The following is a 17,225-nucleotide window of genomic DNA, read 5'->3' as shown; positions in this document are numbered from 1 at the left end:
GCCTCCCATGCGGTTTTCTGCCATCCGACACATCGCAGCCATCCTGCTTGGCCTGGTTGCGGCGCCCGCGACAGCAGCCGAGATCACCGATGTCGCGGGCCGCACGCTAAAGATCGACCTGCCGGCAAAACGCATCATCGTTGGCGAGGCACGGCAGATCCACGTCATCGCCGCCCTTAAGGGTGACAAGACTTTCGATCAGATTGTCGGCTGGCGCGATGATCTGATCAAAAAGGATCCAGACAGTTACACAGCCTATGTCGAGGCATTTCCGCAGATTGCCGACCTGCCACGTTTCGGTTACCTGCCCCAGGGTGCGTTCAGCCTCGAAGCGGCAATTGCGCTCTCGCCCGACGTCATCACCCTCAATCTTGAAGCGCAAAAGTCAGCCACGGATAGCGGCTTTGAGGAAAAGGCGGCCGCCGCCGGCATAAAGATCGTCTATCTCGATTTTCGCCTCGATCCGGTTCGCAACACCGAGGCGTCGATCGAACTGCTCGGTCGCCTTTTCGGCGCCGAAGACCGAGCCAAGGAATTTATTGCCTATCGGCGCGCGCAAATCGCCCGCGTGACCGACAGGCTCGCAACGATCAAGGACCTGAAACGCCCGAAGGTCTTTGTCGAACGGGCGCCGGGTATTTCCGGGGAAAACAACTGCTGCCGCACCTTCGGACCGGTCAATTTCGGCGCCATGGTGGAAGAAGCCGGTGGCCATAATGTCGCATCAGATGTTATTGCCACGACCTTCGGCGATCTCAACCCCGAACAGCTTGTCGTGTCCGATCCCGAACATGTGATCGTCACTGGCTCGAACTGGGCAGCCGAATCCGACATCAACCAGTTTGTGCCCGTGGGCCGCGACGTGGACATGTCGCTTGCCCGCGACAGGCTCGCAAAACTGATGACGCGCGCCCCCTTTCCGGCGCTAAAGGCTGTTAGGAGCGGACAAGTTCACGCCGTGTGGCATCAGTTTTATGGCGCGCCATACGAGTTCTATCCGATCCAGCAATTTGCCAAATGGCTTCACCCCGAGCTGTTTGCCGATGTCGATCCCGATCAAACATTCAAGGAATTCCATGAGAGGTTTCTTCCCGTGACCTTCAAGCCTGGCTATTTCGTATCGCTGGAACGGGGATCAAACTGATGGCTGAGGCAACCCAGACACTCGCTGCGCCGGCGGGACGCGTACGATATCGCGCTCTAGCAACACGCAAGATCCTGATCCTGACCGGGTTGGTTGGCGCGCTGTGCCTCAGTGTCGCGGCCGATATGGCGCTTGGCCCGGCGCGCTACAGCCTGACGCAGGTTATCTCGGCGATTTTCGGCCCCGATGAAGTTGCAAACCAGCTGAGGGTCGTTATCTGGGATATCCGCATGCCGATCGCGCTGATGGCGATCACGGTCGGCGCATCGCTTTCGGTTGCCGGTGCCCAGATGCAGACGATCCTCTCCAATCCATTGGCGAGCCCTTTTACGCTTGGCATTTCGGCGGCCGCCAGCTTTGGCGCAGCACTCGCGTTGGTTGGCGGCGTCTCGCTGTTTCCCGGAGCCATCGAATACGTGGTGCCGCTGAACGCCTTTATCATGGCAATGGTCGCGGCGCTCTTCATCCACTTCGCCTCCACGATGCGCGGTGTCAGCGTCGAAACCATCGTGCTGCTCGGAATTGCCCTGGTCTTCACGTTCAACGCAGCCCTCTCCCTCCTCGAATACCTGGCTTCCGAACAGGCGCTCGCGGCGGTCGTCTTTTGGACCATGGGCAGCCTGACGAAGGCCACCTGGGCGAAGGTCTATTTCACCGGGGCTGTGCTTCTCGTCACCGTGCCGCTTTTCATGAAGGACGCCTGGGCGCTGACCGCTCTTCGCCTCGGTGACGACAAGGCTGCCAGCATGGGTGTCAATGTCCGCCGCTTGCGGCTGCAGACAATGATGATCGTCAGCCTGCTTGCGGCAATCCCCGTCTCCTTCGTCGGCACCATCGGCTTCGTCGGGCTTGTTGGACCGCATATTGCCCGCATGCTGGTCGGCGAGGACCAGCGCTTCTTCCTGCCAGGAGCCGTCATCTGCGGCGCGCTTCTGTTGTCGACGACATCGGTCGTCAGCAAGATGCTCATTCCTGGCGCCATCCTTCCGATCGGCGTGATCACCGCGCTCGTCGGCGTTCCCTTCTTCTTCGTTCTCATATTCAGTAACCGGAGGCGTGCATGGTAGCTCTTGCGCTTCAGGACGTTGGAGCCGCTTACGGCCGCAGGACGGTGCTTTCCAGCGTCAGCACCGACATGCTCCAGAGCGGCAGTGTAACGGCGGTGATCGGACCCAACGCGGCAGGCAAGTCAACATTGTTCAAACGTATCGCCTCACTGATCTCCGGGCCGGGGCTTGTTGAACTCTCCGGCACGGAGCGCGGGCCGAGAACGATCTGCTATATGCCGCAGGATACCGGCGCCAACGCCGTCCTGACGGTCTACGAATCGATCCTGCTGTCTGCGAAACAGGGCAGCGGCTGGCGCGTTCACGACGATGAGCTCGCCGAAATCGACGCCATTTTGAAGGTGCTGCGGATTGAGGATCTCGCATTTCGAGAGCTCGGGGAGCTTTCCGGCGGGCAACGCCAGCTTGTATCGCTGGCACAGGCGCTCGTACGCCGACCCGAGGTCCTCCTCATGGACGAGCCGACTTCCGCGCTCGACCTGCATCGCCAGGTGGATGTCCTTACCTTCATTTCCGACCTGGCAGCGCGCAAGGGCATGATCGTTCTGGTCGCGCTCCACGATCTCAACCACGCTCTTCGCTACTGTCAGAATACGATCGTCATTGCCGACGGTTCCATGGCGATCAGCGGCGATACATCGGCTGTCATCACCCCCGAAATGCTCCGCGCCATCTATAAAGTCGCAGCCCGCATCGAGACCTGCTCGCAGGGACGCGCCCTGGTCATCGTCGATAACGCCATATAGGCGGCGAAGCTGCACAGATGCGGCATAGAGAGGGGAAAGACGGATCCCGGGGCCTCACGCCGCCCCGACCGAATTAAAGAGCATTTGGAAACGACATTTCCCGCTCTTTCCTTTGCCCTGCCATCCGTTAGTTAAACGCCTGTTGTCCAAAGGCTTTCGTCCACAGGAGTGAGGATAAATGGGTGCGTCAGTGATAATCGGAATCTTGATCACATTTCTCGTAATCATTCTCGTCTTATACTTGGTTCAGCGGCTGCCGATCGATGCCCGCATGCGCCAGATCGTGCAGATTATCGGGATAATCATCGGCATTGTATCGCTCCTGAAGTATCTGGCCGTTTGGTAATAACAGGCGGACTGCGACTGGCCGACAACATGAGCCGTCGACCCTTTGTAGCGAAGACAATGCCCGGTGCTTTAGAGCACCGGGCACTCTTGATCCGGTCGACGCCGGCTTATCGTCCGTTGGCATTCCTGCGCACCTTGTCGCTTTTTGCCTTCACTGATGACGTCTTAGCGTCATAGGCCTGTCCGAAATTGGTCCCACCCAGATGCCCGCCGGCGCTCGTGTTGGCGACCTGGCGCTTGGCCCGCTGAAGAAGTTGATCTGCATTGGTTTTCTTCATCTCGTAGCTCCAAAAATTGGAAATTAAAAAAGGCCGGGCAAATCCCGACCTCAATTTCGTCGTAACGGACAGTGCCAGTATATTCGTGGTCAATGGCCGATCTGGTTGGACGGCTCACGCTGCGAGAAGGTTCTCGGCGGCATTCTTTCCGCTTTTGTTGTCGCGCACGATGTCAAAGGTGACCTTCTGGCCTTCCCTTAGATCAGACATGCCGGAGCGCTCTACAGCAGAGATGTGAACGAAAACGTCCGTTGATCCATCGCTTGGCTGAATGAAGCCGAAGCCTTTGGCCGAATTGAAAAATTTAACAGTTCCGCTGTTCATGACGATTTCCTTTCATCGCACAGGACTAGTCGCTCGGCCGCATTGCCGACGACGGATGATCGATTTTGAGAGGAAAGACCGCCTTAAGCGCAAAGGGCGCCAAAACAAAGCTTAACAGGCAAGTTCGATGCCCCGCTTTTAGGCGACAACTGTGTTTACATAAAGGCTAGAGCGCACTACCTGGGCTGGCATGCACCTGTGAAACGAAGAGGCCCGCCACTTGCCAAGCAACTGAGCTAATTTCGTGTTCCAGGAGGAGGAATGCTGTCGCTACGCATTACCTTCGCGACACCCCCCAGAATGCGCGTCGACCATTAAAAAACTATAACAATGCCGTCGGCTTTGCGCCGACGGCCGTCAATTATGCACTTATTGAAAGGTTCGGCGCTGATGCTTGTCTTCGTGCGGCGAGCGTGCCTGTCAATGCCGGCATGCCAGCCTCCAGACAGGCCGCGATAAATGCTTCGCGGGCCACCTCTGCGGGGACGACTCGGCTCAATGCTCCCCGGCACTGGTTGACGGCTCGGTGGTAGCGCTCACCTCGCCGCTCGGGCCACTCGTTCTCAAGAAAATCAATGGTCTCGAAGGCTGAGTTGAATGTCCGCTCAAGTCCGCACTCCAAGCGGACCGTTACCGGAACCCGCCAAGGCACCTCACTGACAAGCATGGTGTTTTCTCCTCTCTAGATGCTATTCGACCCAAGAAAATATTGGTTTTGAGAGTTTTTCGTTCAAGAGGTACTGGCCTAAACCAATCGGATGAGGTCCTGCAGCGCCCGTAATTAGGACGCATTCATTTTGAGAATACCGGGCGGGCGCTTCTGACATGGGCACAGGTCGTGACCGCGCCGATCTGCGGCAAACTCACGACCGCCACCTTCCTCCTGTCGGCACGCCGACGGCGGCGGCGAGCACAACGCGCACCGCCTCTCCTGCCCGAAAGCTGATTCACGCGCCTCAGGAGCAGACCACGTCCGTCTCCGCCTACAATCTCAATCGTGCCGGCGACGACCGTGACCGGCGAGTACACCTTCATCGTCAGGATTGAGATTCTAGCAGTGAGACCCCCGCAAGAAGAGTTTGTTGATTGTCCGTGCCGCGGGCAGTGGTTTCATTCGGATTGATCAAAATCGCTCAGTGTGATAATTAATATCCTCACGAATAGAAATGGCTAGCGGCTCAAATCAATGCGTGAAATCAATCATATCACCGGTAAACAGCTGGCAGCGGCGCGTGTATTGGCGGGTCTTGGTCAAGTCGAACTTGCCAAGAACGCCAATGTTTCTGCTCCCACCTTACGCCGGATGGAAGCCAGTGAAGGAGAGGTCAAGGGTATGGCCAACAACGTCGTCGCCGTAGTTCGTGCCCTCGAAGCGGCCGGCATTGCCTTCCTCGACGGCGACTATTCAGGCGCCGGCGGCCCCGGCGTTCGCCTTCTGGCACCTGCGCGCGGGTCGATCGACGTCAACGAGAAACAGGTGATTCAATACCGCGAAGTTTTCGAAAACGATGCACCTCCTGGCGCAGGTGGCTGATATGGAAGAGCATTTCCCAAATCAGCGCGACGAGCCGCTTACGTCTGAAGATCTGAGCGTCTGCAATCACGTCCTTGATGATCTGTGTGCTCGGATGGGTATCACCGACAATGAAACAGTCGCACGTCTGGCGTCGATCATCATAGAATTATATCGCCAAGGCGTGCACGAACCGGAGCAATTGAAGCTCTTGGCGGGCGCGACGCGTGATGACCCCGACGCGTGACGGACGGCGTGGATCATCGCCAGCAGCAGACGCTTGGTTACTTGACACCCAGAGATCGCGAAGGGCGATGTCTTTCGAGCGCGTCAAAAGAAAAAGCGGCGATCTCCAACGCGGTGCCACCATCGAGTGCAAGATCAGACAGAATCTCACCGACGACGCTCGCGAATTTGAAACCATGCCCGGAACAGGGCGATGCAACGACAATGTTTGGCTGTCCGGGCAAAAGGTCGAAGAGGAAATCCTCGCTCGGCAACATCGTATAGCGGCAGGTGGCCGCGCGAACACGAAGCCCGGCAGCCGCAGGCAGACGTCTGGACGCAAAGCCGTCGAGCAGTACGGTATCCTGGTCGTTGATCGGCGGATTGGGTTCGTTTGGGTCAATCGGCTCGCGGAAATGCGTGTGGCGGCCAAGCTTGATGCCGTCGGTGCCGATCGCAGGGAAGCCAAAATAAGAACCATCCGTACCTTCATCGCGAAGAAAACATGGCATGCGCTGCGGCTCTGCTACAAAGCCGTCCTTTGGCCGATACCACGCCACGACCTGACGGATCGGGGTCGCGTGTGATTTCAGGTGCGGAACGAGTTCCGCAATCCAAGATCCGGTCGCGATGACGACCTTTCTGGCGTAATACCGACCACTCGCTGAAGAGATAGTGACACCGCGGTCACCCGGATCGAGCGCCATAACCTTCTCGCTAAAATGGAGCATCGCTCCGCTTTCGGCCGCAAGTTTGAGGTAGCCCATGATGGCAGCTTCCGGGCGCAGATATCCGCCTTGCGGATCGAGGATCGCAACCTCATCGTCATCGAGGCGAAAAGCAGGAAAGCGGCGCGCCATTTCCGCCGCGTCGAGCTCTTCTTGGGCAAGGCCGTGTAGCCTGCACGAAGTGCGCGTGCCGCTCACAATCTTGCTGTCTGGCGAACCGATCTGCAACACGCCGGTGATGGTCAGGATATCGGCCCTTAGACTGGTTTCGAGCGCTCGCCAGTTGCGATAGGCACGTTGAAGAAGCGGCACATATGACGGGTCCTCGAAATAGCCAAGCCGGATCAGCCGGCTGTCGCCATGCGACGAGCTCATCGCATGCGCGGGAAAATAAGCGTCGATACCAATCGCTTTGACGCCGCGGGCGGCGAGAAATGCAAGCGCTGCGCTTCCCATGGCGCCAAGGCCAATCACAGCGACGTCGAATTGAGCGATCATGGCAACCCCTTTAAATATCCGCCGGCGGCGAGCGATCCCGAAGCAAAGTGCGCAATGCCTCCATATCCCCAGAAAGCGGGCGGTCATCGGCATAGTGCAGCACATGCGCACGCACGATAATATCTCTTCGTCGTCCATCCCAAGGCCGTTCAGCGCCTGCTGCGGGAGCGGCCGCCGGTCCGAAAGCTGGCCGTGCCGTGCATGCCACCTGGCTCGTTGGGGATGGGCGACGACCCGCAGGCGTCCTATGACGTCTTTGCGATCCCTTCGGGAACCGGCGCACCATACCTGTTCATGGAGGTCCGCCCCCGGAAGGTCTGACGTCGCGATCGATGGGCCGCGCCGAGCGCTCAGGGCAGCCCAGAGCCCAACCGCGAGATCTTGCTTCCAGTCGATGATACATGGATCCCCCGGTTCGGGCACCGAAACATCGACCGCACGTCAGCAAAGATGATCCATAGCGCGCGAGCGGCGCATCCTTGCGTCCACCACCGTCCCTCGCCAGAGTTTATCGGCGGCTGGCAGCGAACGAAACGCTGTGGAAGACGCGGACGAGGGCATGAGTGCGGATTGTGCAAATCAGGGACAATGGATTGGGCGCGTATCGCCCGCTTCCGCGGTCGATGCGCGCCGACCCTATATCGTGGAGGCTCCAAGGCGCCAATCAGCCGGCCGGCTGCTTGGTCTTCCTGAGATAAGGAAGAACGGTGTCGAAAGAGCCGAAGCGCGAGATCGCGTCTTCGTTCGAAACCGCAGCCGTGATGATGACGTCTTCCCCTTGCTGCCAGTTAGCAGGTGTCGCTACCTGATGCTTGGCCGTCAATTGAATGGAGTCGATGGCACGCAGGATTTCATTGAAGTTGCGGCCCGTCGTCATCGGATAGGTGAGGATGAGCTTGATCTTCTTATCGGGGCCGATGACGAAGACAGAGCGCACGGTGGCGTTGTCGGCCGGCGTGCGGCCTTCCGAACTCTCGCCCGCGCCTGCCGGCAGCATGTCATAAAGCTTGGCGACCTTGAGATCCTTGTCGCCGATCAGTGGGTAGCCGACATCGAAACCGGTAGCCGTCCTGATATCGTTCTTCCACTTGCCGTGGCTTTCCACCGGATCGACGGATATGCCGATGATCTTGACACCACGTTTAATGAATTCCTGTTCGAGCCCGGCCATCGCGCCGAGTTCCGTCGTGCAGACCGGGGTGAAGTTCTTCGGATGCGAGAACAACACGGCCCAACCCTCTGCAATCCACTCATGAAAATTGATTGGTCCCTGCGTCGTCTCGGCGGAGAAATCTGGTGCAATATCGTTGATACGAAGGCTCATGGGTAGGTTCCTCTCTCCTGGATCGCCGTTGAATTTCATCTTTCGCTAGCGATATACGCTCATCTTGGCCGACAGCAACCGGCTTGCGGCAGCCCGCTTCAAACATTGGTGACCGATCGCGTGCCTTCAACCTGCCGCCGGTGGCGGGTTCGGCTCTTCAACGCTGCGAGAAGGCCGTACCCGCTCGGCCAGCGCCCGAATCCGCTTGCAACATTGATATGTCCGGCCAATCCGATGTTCCTGAGGTCGGATTTCCAGAGGCGCGCAAACATCGTCAACCGGTCAAGGCTTATATAGATATCGTTGAGACTGCCGACGACGATGCTCGCAAATGGAAGCGCCTTGGTCGGCATGGTGCCGAAGGCGAGGTGGCCGGGGTGGAGCGCTTCTGTCGAAGGCAGGTCACATGGCGCAACAAGAAGGGCTCCTCTGACGCGCCGGGCCGATGGCCGACCTGCCAGCTGAGCGGCCAAAAGGCAACCGAGACTGTGAGCGACAATATAGGCATCGTCCTCCTCGGCCAGCGTCTCCTCAAGTCTGAGCATCCAGTCGTGCAAGCGGGGCCGATCCCAATCGTCCTGGTCGACAAGCCGGCTATCCGGATGCTCCCTCAACCAATGGTGCTGCCAGTGCCCCTCGCCTAAACCGAAGAGGCCGGGTAAAATGAGTATTCGGCTCATCGCGACACGCCTCTTCGTAGGTCGAACCTCGACATGCCGCGGCAATTATTGCGGCCATGCACCGGTTGTCTGCATCGGATCACTCTTTATCCCGCGAGGATATCAAGCGTTAAACGCTATTCGGCGGCCGCGAGGATCGCGTCGTCTGCGGGAAAGAAAGCTCCAAGTTCGCTCACAACTTCGCCAATCCTCTTGGACAGTGGCTCCGAAGAAACCCTGTAGTCCGTGAAATCGCGCTCCGATCCATAGACGGCCGTCGGCAGAGTGTGGGACATGAAGAACCCGAAGAGCGGCCGCAGCTGATGCTCGACCATCAGAGCATGCCGGTCTCCGCCGCCAGTTGCCGTGATGATGATCGGCTTTGCGCGCAATTCATCGGGGTCGATAAGGTCGATCAAATGTTTGAACAGACCGGGATAGGATCCCTTATAAGTCGGTGAGCCGACGATCAGAACGTCGGCGCTGACGATCGCGTCGATGACGCCCTTCGCCTGATCGTCCAGGTCCTTTCGCCACAACGCATGCCCGAGCGATGGGCCAACATCGTGCAGATCATAAACGGTACGATCGAAGCCATATCTTTGAGCCGCGCGAACCGCAACGTCTTCAACGAGTGCGTAGGTCTTCGAAGGACGATTGAAGCTGCCGGCAATTCCAACCAGTCGCAAAGCGGCCATCTGTTTTCCCTTCCGATTTGAATGGTGAAGCGGATTATTGTCTATAAATTTAATAGATAAAAGGAATGAGGATTTGCCGTGATGGACGACAGGGGAAATTTCTTTCTGCCCGGCGATTGATTGGCTTCTATGAACCGCAGGTGCCGGAGCTCCAGATGCAGCGTCTAATCGCCGGGAATCGAGTTATCTTGGCAGGCACGATTGCAGTTGCGGTAGAGATTTCAGTCGTTGGCGATCGGATACATCGGACCAGTTATCTGGTGTCTGCCAGCCTAGATATCCGCTCCTTGCACCGAACTGCGCGTCACCAAGATCTTGTCGATGCGCATGCCATCCATATCGATGACCTCGAATCGCCATCCATCAAACTCGAAAACCTCACCGGTCTCCGGGATGTGCTGGAGCTGATGAAGGGCAAAGCCCGCAAGCGTATGGAAATCAGCATCCGGTTTATTGCGCAGACCTAGTTTTTCGAAAGCGTCGAAGGCCGGCATCATTGCATCAACAAGCAATGAGCCGTCTTCGCGAACGACGATAGCCGGCTCCTCATCGGAGCCCGGCAGTTCCCCGGCGATCGCCTCCAGCAAGTCCGTCTGCGTGACAATCCCCTCCAGACTGCCATATTCGTCGATGACGATGGCGAGGTGGACCGGTGACGCCTTGAAGCTGCTGAGCACGCGGACCACCGAGGTTCCTTCGTGAAGCACCAGCGGCTGCTTGATGACATCCATCGGCCGGATCTTGCCGCCGTCCAAAACCTGATCGAGCAGGTCCTTCTTAAGAACCATCCCGATCGGCTCGTCGATTGAGCCGCGAGCGACGAGAAGCTGTTCGTGCCTGCATTCCCTAATCGTCCTGAGGATTTCTGCCTCGCTGTCGTCGGCGTCGAACCACTCGACGTCGAGACGCGGTGTCATAACGTCGGAGATTGGTCTCTCGCCGATATTGAGCACGCGCTCGACGAGCTGCTGCTGCACCTGGTTGAGAAGACCCGCCTCCTGGCTTTCGGCCACCAGCAACTTCAGCTCTTGCGGAGAATGGAAGGAGGATTCGCCAGTTCCGGCATGGAGGCCGAAAGCACGAAGCACCAGGTTACCCATACCATTGAGGGCAAATATCGCCGGCTTGAAGAGGATAAGAAAGAACCCAAGCGGCCGGACCACGGCCAATGACGTTCCCTCGCTACGCTGGAGAGCGAGGCTCTTCGGTGCCAGTTCGCCAAGCACGATGTGAAGTGCGGTTATGATGACGAAGGCAATGACGACGGCGATCGCATGAGAGCCTGTCCTAGCCCAATCACCGGGCAGCCATGCCAATAGCGGCTCGATCAGATGCGCCAGTGCCGGTTCGCCGACCCAGCCCAGAGCGAGCGAAGAGATCGTTATGCCGAGCTGTGTGGCCGCAAGATTTGCATCGAGATTGTCCACGGCCCGCTGAAGCGCTGAAGCGTTCATACGTCCGGCGGTCACGAGTTCGGCCACGCGGCTGCGCCTGACGGAAACCAATGCGAATTCGGCGGCGACGAAGAAACCGTTGGCGCCTACGAGAAAAAACACGGCAAGAATCCCGACATAATCAAGAATGCTGCCATCTTGGCCCGTCATGAGTTGATCGTCCCTAACTGTTGAAGGAAACAATATCGTAGCATGTGCAAGCGCAAACGGGCACGCGTCAATGGCGACAGTTTTGTCTTTTCGATGAGCAGGAGCGCGGACGATAGTGTCGAGCGCAAACCGCGGCAGCGACAGACCGCCGCTGCGCGCGGCGTCGAGACTACGGCCGGCCGACAGCGCCGCGCTGACCGAGAAAGCAACCATCATGGCCGGCGGCGCTGGACTTCGTCCCTTTGTCGCCAACTCGGCATCCGCTTCCGCAAGCTTCCATCCGATCGTCAATCCTTTCGGTGCGCATGATTGAGTAGTTCCTGAAGAAGGTTGCGGATTTCTAGAAAGCGCATTTTTTGTGCATCCGCTTTTTATGCTTAATTTTACGGCTTTTAACTTGCCTGTTTTGTTGCAGTGCGTCATAAACGGCGCATGAGCCGTTTCGACCTGACAATTCTGGTCATAGATGAAAATGCGATCCGCGCCTCGATCATCGAGGAGGGGTTGCAGGAGGCTGGCCACACGCGCGTCACCGTCATTCACGAGGTCCAGGGCGTCGCGCGCATCATCGAAACGCTGAAACCGGACGTTATCATCATCGACATCGAGAACCCGAACCGCGACATGATGGAGCACTTATTTCAGCTGACACGAACGATCAGTCGGCCGATCGCGATGTTTGTCGATCGGTCCGATACGGCTTCCATCGAAGCAGCCGTTGATGCCGGCGTCTCCGCCTATATCGTCGACGGGCTGAAGAAGGAGCGGGTCAAACCGATCCTCGATATGGCCGTCAGCCGGTTTAATGCCTTCAGCCGCCTGCAGCGCGAGCTCGCCGATGCAAAGTCGGCGCTCGAAGAGCGCAAGGTCGTCGAGCGGGCCAAAGGCATCCTGATGAAGATGCGCGGCCTTTCGGAGGAACAGGCATTCGCTCTGCTGCGCCAGACGGCGATGAACGAGAAGAAGAAGATGTCCGAAATCGCACAAAGCGTCGTGACGGCCGCCGGGTTGCTGATGTGACCCGCCACGGCCAATCGATTGTCCGGAGGACTGCGGAGTGAATGCGGTGACGAGAATTGACACAAAACAAGGGCGCGTCTCTGCGCCTTCAAGACTGAGCAGCGAGGGCCCGCGCATTCTTCGCGCCGGCTTCATTCCCTTGGTCGACGCCTCGGTGCTGATTGCGGCCGCAGAATTCGGTTTTGCCGAGAAGGAGGGCCTGACCCTCGATCTCGTCAGAGACGTTTCATGGGCGAATGTTCGCGACCGCCTGGCCTTTCGCCAATTCGATATAGCCCATATGCTCTCACCGATGCCTGTTGCGGCAGCGCTCGGACTGGGCTCGAACCCCTCGCCGACCATCACACCCTTTTCGCTCGGGCGCGGCGGCAACGCGATCACCCTTTCGACGCGCCTCTTCGAACGGATGCGCAAGACCGCAGGCCTTTCCGAGAAAGCGGGCGCCCTCGAAAGCGCGCGCGCCTTTGCATTGGTGCTGAACCAGATGCGGCTAACTGGCGAGCCGGTGCCGACACTCGGGATGACCTATCCCTTTTCCTCGCACAATTACGAATTCCGCTACTGGCTGGCCGCAGGCGGCATCGATCCCGACAAGGACGTGAAACTCGTCGTCGTCCCCCCGCCGCTCACCTCCGACGCTCTTGCCGCCGGCGCGATCGACGGTTTCTGTGTCGGCGCGCCGTGGAACATGGTGGCCTCTGAGCGCGGCGTCGGGCGTATCGTTGCGACAAAACAGGACATCTGGCCCTCAGCCCCGGAAAAGGTCGTCGGCATGCGACCGGATTGGGCGGAGAGCCATCCGGAAACGGTCTCCCGGCTGATTGTGGCGCTCGATGCGGCAGCGCGCTGGTGCGACCATGCCGGCAACCACGATGCTTTGGCCGCGGTCCTTGCCGATCACCGCTACATTGCGGCACCCGTCGACATTATCCGATATGTGCTTGCCGGCGAGTTCAGCCTGGACGCCAAGGGCAACCGCCGCGTCATCGACAATTACTTCACGTTCCATGGCGGCTTTGCAAACTACCCGCGGCCGAGCCAGGCATTGTGGATCTATAGCCAGATGGTTCGCTGGGGACAGGCTTCAATCAGCCTGAACAGCGCGCGCGCGGCAGCTTCCGCCTATCGCCCCGACCTTTACAGGACGGCACTCGGCGAGGCGTGCACGCCTCACGACGCCGATATCCGCATCGAAGGCGACAGCGACGACGACCGCTTCATGGACGGCCGTATTTTCAATCCGGCAGAGCTCGTGGAGTATGTTCGCGGATTTGCGGTTAGGAGCACCCTGCCCTTTGCACCGGATGTGGCCGAAATCTAATTTCTTCTGCTTTGCACAAAAGGCTGGCAGCCGTCTGTGCACGAGGAACATCATTCGCATAATATATAAGCACTTCCATCATAAGCTCAAAAATTATGCATACGAGCTTAAAGCGCGGATCTTGATTTAGTTTCAATGACCTAAAGTTCACATCAAAAACTGGCACACGGTTTGCAGGGGTAATCTTGCCCGGATCAATGGCGATCTTGGCGACAAGCGCGCGATCAGCGCTTGCAAAAGACATCGACGTCGCACGGGTTTTGCTGTCCGGGAACTCTCCCTTCCCGCAGACGCAATCTCCGGGCGGCGTTTTTTTATTCCGAAAATTCCTGCGACGACCAACAAGGGGAACCAGCGCATGAACAAGATCATTACGACCGGCATGAGCCGCCGCAGCCTCCTGAAAACGACCGCTGCGGCTGCCTTGATCGGCGCAGTCCGCACAGCTTTTCCGTCCGGCGCTTTTGCAGCAGCCGCAGCACCTGAAGTCACGGGCGCCAAACTCGGCTTCATCGCGCTGACCGACGCTGCCGCGTTGATCGTCGCCAAGGAGAAGGGGCTTTTCGAAAAACATGGCCTTCCCGATGTCGAGGTCGCCAAGCAGGCTTCCTGGGGGGCAACACGCGACAATCTGGTTCTCGGCGGAGCTTCGAACGGTATCGACGGCGCCCATATCCTTTCGCCGCTGCCCTATCTGATGCATACGGGCAAGGTGACGCAGAACAATCAGCCGGTACCGATGGCCCTGCTGGCCCGCCTGAATTACGACAGCCAGGGCATTTCCGTCGCCAAGGAATATGCCGATACCGGTGTCCAGCTCGACGCATCCAAGCTGAAGGCGGCCTTCGAAAAAAAGAAGGCCGAAGGCAAGGAAGTGAAGGCCGCAATGACCTTCCCGGGCGGCACCCACGACCTTTGGATCCGCTACTGGCTTGCCGCCGGCGGCATCGATCCGGACAAGGACGTCTCGACCATCGTCGTGCCGCCGCCGCAGATGGTGGCAAACATGAAGGTCGGCAACATGGACGTCTTCTGTGTCGGCGAGCCGTGGAACGAGCAGCTCGTCAATCAGGGCGTCGGCTTTACCGCAGCAACGACCGGCGAACTCTGGAAGGGACATCCGGAAAAGGCGCTCGGCATGCGCGCCGACTGGGTCGAGAAGAACCCGAATGCCACAAGAGCCCTGCTGATGGCCGTGATGGAAGCCCAGCAATGGTGCGACAGCATGGACAACAAGGAGGAGATGGCGACAATCCTTGGCAAGCGCCAATGGTTCAACGTGCCGCCGAAGGACATCCTCGGCCGCCTCAAGGGTGACATCAACTACGGCAACGGCCGTGTCGCCCGTGGCACCGATCTTTACATGAAATTCTGGGCAGGCGGCGCCTCCTACCCCTTCAAGAGCCACGACACCTGGTTCATGGCCGAGAACGTCCGCTGGGGCAAGTTCGCACCTGACACCGACATCAAGTCTCTCGTCGACCAGGTCAACCGGGAGGATCTCTGGCGCGATGCGGCCAAGGCGCTGGGTGTCGCCGCCGCCGACATCCCGTCTTCTCCGTCCCGGGGCAAGGAAACCTTCTTCGACGGCAAGGTCTTCGATCCGGAAAATCCCTCCGCCTATCTCGATAGCCTTGCCATCAAGGCCGCATCCTGATCCACCTCCGGCGCGTGACAGGCGCGCCGGCCTTTTGTTCACGACGAGGAGCGCCTCATGTCCGCCCTGGCAAAGAAAGAACCCATACCGGCAAAGACTGCGCCGAAGGCCGCAAATGTCGTCCGCCTTGCAAGACAGCCGCCGCCCCGGATCAATGTCCGCGGCGTTGCGATGGTGGCCGCCCGCAGTATCGTGCCGCCGCTTGTCGTGCTTACGATCATTCTGACCGTCTGGCAGGTGCTCTGTTCCTCGCCCGACGCCTCACTGCCCTCTCCGCACCGGGTCTGGCAGGAAAGCTTTGATCTGATCGCTTATCCGTTCTTCAACTACGGCTCCCAGGACATCGGGCTTGGCTGGCGCGTCATCATCTCGCTGCAGCGCGTCGCCTACGGCTTCGGCCTTGCCGCAATCTCGGGTGTCGTCGTCGGTGCCGTCATTGGCCAATCGGTCTGGGCCATGCGCGGACTCGATCCGATCTTTCAGGTATTGCGCACCGTCCCGCCACTTGCCTGGCTGCCGCTGTCGCTCGCTGCCTTCCAGGATTCCAATCCTTCAGCAATCTTCGTGATCTTCATCACCTCCATCTGGCCGGTCATCATCAACACGGCCGTTGGCGTGCGCAATATCCCCCAGGACTATCGCAACGTGGCACAGGTGCTGCGGCTCAACCACTTCGAATTCTTCTTCAAGATCATGCTGCCATCGGCCGCGCCCTACATCTTTACCGGCCTTCGTATCGGCGTCGGTCTGTCGTGGCTTGCCATCGTCGCAGCCGAGATGCTGACCGGCGGCGTCGGTATCGGCTTCTTCATCTGGGATGCGTGGAACTCGTCGCGCCTGCCAGACATCATCGTCGCCCTGGCCTATATCGGCGTCGTCGGTTTCGCGCTCGACAAGCTGGTGGCCGCCGCTGGCCGACTGATCACCCGCGGCGCTTCGGCCAACTGAGAGGAACGATCATGACTGCCTATCTCAAGCTCGACCATATCGACAAGCATTTTGACCGGGCCGGAACGCGCGCCGAAGTGCTGAAGGGCATCAACCTGACGATTGCCAGGGGTGAGTTCGTGTCGATCATCGGCCACTCCGGCTGCGGCAAATCTACGCTCTTGAACCTGATCGCCGGCTTAACGCCAGTTTCGGCCGGTGCAGTGCTTCTCGAAAACCGCGAAGTCAATGCGCCCGGTCCCGAACGCGCCGTCGTGTTCCAAAACCACAGCCTGCTTCCCTGGCTCACCGTCTATGAAAACGTCAACCTGGCCGTTTCCAAGGTCTTCAGCAGCTCGAAGAGCAGGGCCGAGCGTCACGAATGGGTCATGGCCAATCTTGATCTCGTCCAGATGGCCCACGCCAAGGACAAGCGGCCTTCCGAGATTTCCGGCGGCATGAAGCAGCGTGTCGGCATCGCCCGTGCGTTGTCGATGGAGCCGAAGATCCTGCTGCTCGACGAACCCTTCGGTGCGCTCGACGCGCTGACGCGTGCCCATCTGCAGGATGCGGTGATGGACATCCACGCACGTCTCGGCAACACGATGGTGATGATCACCCACGATGTCGACGAGGCCGTACTGCTCTCTGACCGCATCGTGATGATGGCCAACGGGCCGGCGGCCAGGATCGGTGAAATCCTCGATGTGCCGATCGAAAAGCCCCGCAACCGCATCGAACTCTCTTCGGACCGCACCTATCTCAAATGCCGCGAGGCCGTTTTGAAGTTTCTTTACGAACGCCACCGTTTCGTTGAAGCCGCGGAATAACTTACAACGACGACCACTGTGAAGATGCCGCGTTCGACCATTCGCCAGGGACGGACTCGGTTCGCGGGGGGAAGCGTGGAGATCAGGCAGCCAAGATACTGCTTGATTTTGTGGCTGTATTCGCGCATCTGCGGCGGCGTGTCCGTTGGCTCCTGCACCATCGGCGCGCCTCCGAATGAAAGCCGGTAACCCGTGGCGCGGTCTCATGAAAGTTAACAGTCTGAATGTTCTGGTCATTGATGAGAACCGCATTCGTGCGTCCATCATCGAGGACGGTTTGCGAGAGGCCGGTTTTGATCGGGTACCGCACATCG

General features: G+C 58.8%; 20 protein-coding genes and 3 pseudogenes. 15 read left to right on the top strand and 8 right to left on the bottom strand.

What is annotated here, in order from left to right:
* The first annotated feature begins 7 nt into the window (after positions 1-7).
* The 4 genes from C9413_RS02675 (at position 8) to C9413_RS02660 (ending at position 3,303) form a co-directional block, all read left to right on the top strand.
* Positions 8-1,144: an ABC transporter substrate-binding protein gene (locus C9413_RS02675; protein ID WP_040116610.1), complete on the top strand. Its 1,137-nt coding sequence runs from the start codon at positions 8-10 to the stop codon at positions 1,142-1,144.
* Positions 1,144-2,211: an iron ABC transporter permease gene (locus C9413_RS02670; protein ID WP_040115667.1), complete on the top strand. Its 1,068-nt coding sequence runs from the start codon at positions 1,144-1,146 to the stop codon at positions 2,209-2,211. Before C9413_RS02675 ends, C9413_RS02670 begins: the two co-directional genes overlap by 1 nt.
* On the top strand, positions 2,205-2,957 hold the full coding sequence (locus C9413_RS02665) for an ABC transporter ATP-binding protein (RefSeq protein ID WP_170250169.1): 753 nt from the start codon (positions 2,205-2,207) through the stop codon (positions 2,955-2,957). Before C9413_RS02670 ends, C9413_RS02665 begins: the two co-directional genes overlap by 7 nt.
* Positions 2,958-3,135: 178 nt before the next feature.
* Entirely contained in the window at positions 3,136-3,303 is a 168-nt protein-coding gene (locus C9413_RS02660) for a Thivi_2564 family membrane protein (protein ID WP_170250168.1), read from the top strand.
* Positions 3,304-3,412: 109 nt separating this feature from the next.
* On the opposite strand, the gene C9413_RS02655 is transcribed toward C9413_RS02660, so the two are convergent.
* The 3 genes from C9413_RS02655 to C9413_RS02645 all read right to left on the bottom strand — a co-directional run bounded on the left by C9413_RS02655 (position 3,413) and on the right by C9413_RS02645 (position 4,574).
* Positions 3,413-3,583, bottom strand: coding sequence for a hypothetical protein (locus C9413_RS02655; RefSeq protein ID WP_166677364.1), 171 nt, complete (start codon positions 3,581-3,583; stop codon positions 3,413-3,415).
* 114 nt (positions 3,584-3,697) lie between these two features.
* Positions 3,698-3,907 carry a cold-shock protein gene (locus C9413_RS02650; protein ID WP_022716241.1) on the bottom strand — a complete coding sequence of 70 codons (210 nt, stop codon included), beginning with the start codon at positions 3,905-3,907 and terminating at the stop codon, positions 3,698-3,700.
* Positions 3,908-4,268: 361 nt separating this feature from the next.
* Entirely contained in the window at positions 4,269-4,574 is a 306-nt protein-coding gene (locus C9413_RS02645) for a DUF982 domain-containing protein (RefSeq protein WP_040115669.1), read from the bottom strand.
* Between the two features lie 158 nt (positions 4,575-4,732).
* Here C9413_RS02645 and C9413_RS02640 point away from each other — a divergent pair, with 158 nt between their 5' ends.
* The 3 genes and pseudogenes from C9413_RS02640 to C9413_RS02630 all read left to right on the top strand — a co-directional run bounded on the left by C9413_RS02640 (position 4,733) and on the right by C9413_RS02630 (position 5,667).
* Positions 4,733-4,954, top strand: coding sequence for a hypothetical protein (locus C9413_RS02640; protein ID WP_040115670.1), 222 nt, complete (start codon positions 4,733-4,735; stop codon positions 4,952-4,954).
* A gap of 139 nt (positions 4,955-5,093) precedes the next feature.
* Positions 5,094-5,300 (top strand): annotated as a pseudogene (locus C9413_RS34380) (helix-turn-helix transcriptional regulator); the annotation flags it as partial.
* 142 nt (positions 5,301-5,442) lie between these two features.
* Positions 5,443-5,667, top strand: a complete 225-nt coding sequence (locus C9413_RS02630; protein WP_040116611.1) for a hypothetical protein — start codon at positions 5,443-5,445, stop codon at positions 5,665-5,667.
* Positions 5,668-5,704: 37 nt separating this feature from the next.
* Here the strand turns inward: C9413_RS02630 and solA are convergent, their stop codons facing one another.
* Complete coding sequence (gene solA, locus C9413_RS02625) at positions 5,705-6,871, bottom strand: N-methyl-L-tryptophan oxidase (protein ID WP_040115672.1); 1,167 nt, start codon at positions 6,869-6,871, stop codon at positions 5,705-5,707.
* 141 nt (positions 6,872-7,012) lie between these two features.
* Here solA and C9413_RS02620 point away from each other — a divergent pair.
* Positions 7,013-7,192, top strand: a pseudogene (locus C9413_RS02620) (DUF411 domain-containing protein); the annotation flags it as partial.
* 343 nt (positions 7,193-7,535) lie between these two features.
* Here the strand turns inward: C9413_RS02620 and C9413_RS02615 are convergent.
* The 4 genes from C9413_RS02615 to C9413_RS02600 form a co-directional block, all read right to left on the bottom strand.
* Positions 7,536-8,195 (bottom strand): peroxiredoxin, encoded by a 660-nt coding sequence (locus tag C9413_RS02615; RefSeq protein ID WP_040115673.1) that lies wholly within the window; start codon positions 8,193-8,195, stop codon positions 7,536-7,538.
* A gap of 98 nt (positions 8,196-8,293) precedes the next feature.
* Positions 8,294-8,875 carry an alpha/beta fold hydrolase gene (locus C9413_RS02610; RefSeq protein WP_040115674.1) on the bottom strand — a complete coding sequence of 194 codons (582 nt, stop codon included), beginning with the start codon at positions 8,873-8,875 and terminating at the stop codon, positions 8,294-8,296.
* A 116-nt stretch (positions 8,876-8,991) separates the two neighbouring features.
* The gene (gene msuE / locus C9413_RS02605; protein ID WP_040115675.1) at positions 8,992-9,552 is read right to left on the bottom strand and encodes an FMN reductase; all 561 of its coding nucleotides are present in this window, start codon (positions 9,550-9,552) and stop codon (positions 8,992-8,994) included.
* A gap of 272 nt (positions 9,553-9,824) precedes the next feature.
* Positions 9,825-11,156, bottom strand: a complete 1,332-nt coding sequence (locus C9413_RS02600; protein WP_040116612.1) for a hemolysin family protein — start codon at positions 11,154-11,156, stop codon at positions 9,825-9,827.
* 115 nt (positions 11,157-11,271) lie between these two features.
* On the opposite strand from C9413_RS02600, the gene C9413_RS02595 reads away from it, so the two are divergent.
* The 7 genes and pseudogenes from C9413_RS02595 to C9413_RS33015 all read left to right on the top strand — a co-directional run.
* The gene (locus C9413_RS02595) at positions 11,272-11,469 is read left to right on the top strand and encodes a hypothetical protein (RefSeq protein WP_170250167.1); all 198 of its coding nucleotides are present in this window, start codon (positions 11,272-11,274) and stop codon (positions 11,467-11,469) included.
* Positions 11,470-11,588: 119 nt separating this feature from the next.
* A complete protein-coding gene (locus tag C9413_RS02590; protein WP_040115676.1) occupies positions 11,589-12,176 on the top strand; it encodes an ANTAR domain-containing response regulator in 588 nt (195 codons plus the stop codon).
* A 46-nt stretch (positions 12,177-12,222) separates the two neighbouring features.
* Positions 12,223-13,497 carry a CmpA/NrtA family ABC transporter substrate-binding protein gene (locus C9413_RS02585; protein WP_133938438.1) on the top strand — a complete coding sequence of 425 codons (1,275 nt, stop codon included), beginning with the start codon at positions 12,223-12,225 and terminating at the stop codon, positions 13,495-13,497.
* Positions 13,498-13,855: 358 nt separating this feature from the next.
* On the top strand, positions 13,856-15,154 hold the full coding sequence (locus tag C9413_RS02580; RefSeq protein ID WP_040115678.1) for a CmpA/NrtA family ABC transporter substrate-binding protein: 1,299 nt from the start codon (positions 13,856-13,858) through the stop codon (positions 15,152-15,154).
* Between the two features lie 57 nt (positions 15,155-15,211).
* Positions 15,212-16,102 carry a nitrate ABC transporter permease gene (gene ntrB / locus C9413_RS02575; protein WP_040115679.1) on the top strand — a complete coding sequence of 297 codons (891 nt, stop codon included), beginning with the start codon at positions 15,212-15,214 and terminating at the stop codon, positions 16,100-16,102.
* A gap of 11 nt (positions 16,103-16,113) precedes the next feature.
* On the top strand, positions 16,114-16,911 hold the full coding sequence (locus C9413_RS02570) for an ABC transporter ATP-binding protein (protein WP_170250166.1): 798 nt from the start codon (positions 16,114-16,116) through the stop codon (positions 16,909-16,911).
* A gap of 205 nt (positions 16,912-17,116) precedes the next feature.
* Positions 17,117-17,225 (top strand): annotated as a pseudogene (locus C9413_RS33015) (two-component system response regulator); the annotation flags it as partial.

The sequence above is a fragment of the Rhizobium sp. SEMIA 4085 genome, from assembly GCF_013004495.1.
GTDB lineage: Bacteria > Pseudomonadota > Alphaproteobacteria > Rhizobiales > Rhizobiaceae > Rhizobium > Rhizobium gallicum.
Note: the sequence above shows the minus strand (reverse complement) of the source record. Positions and strands in the feature narration are given on the sequence as shown.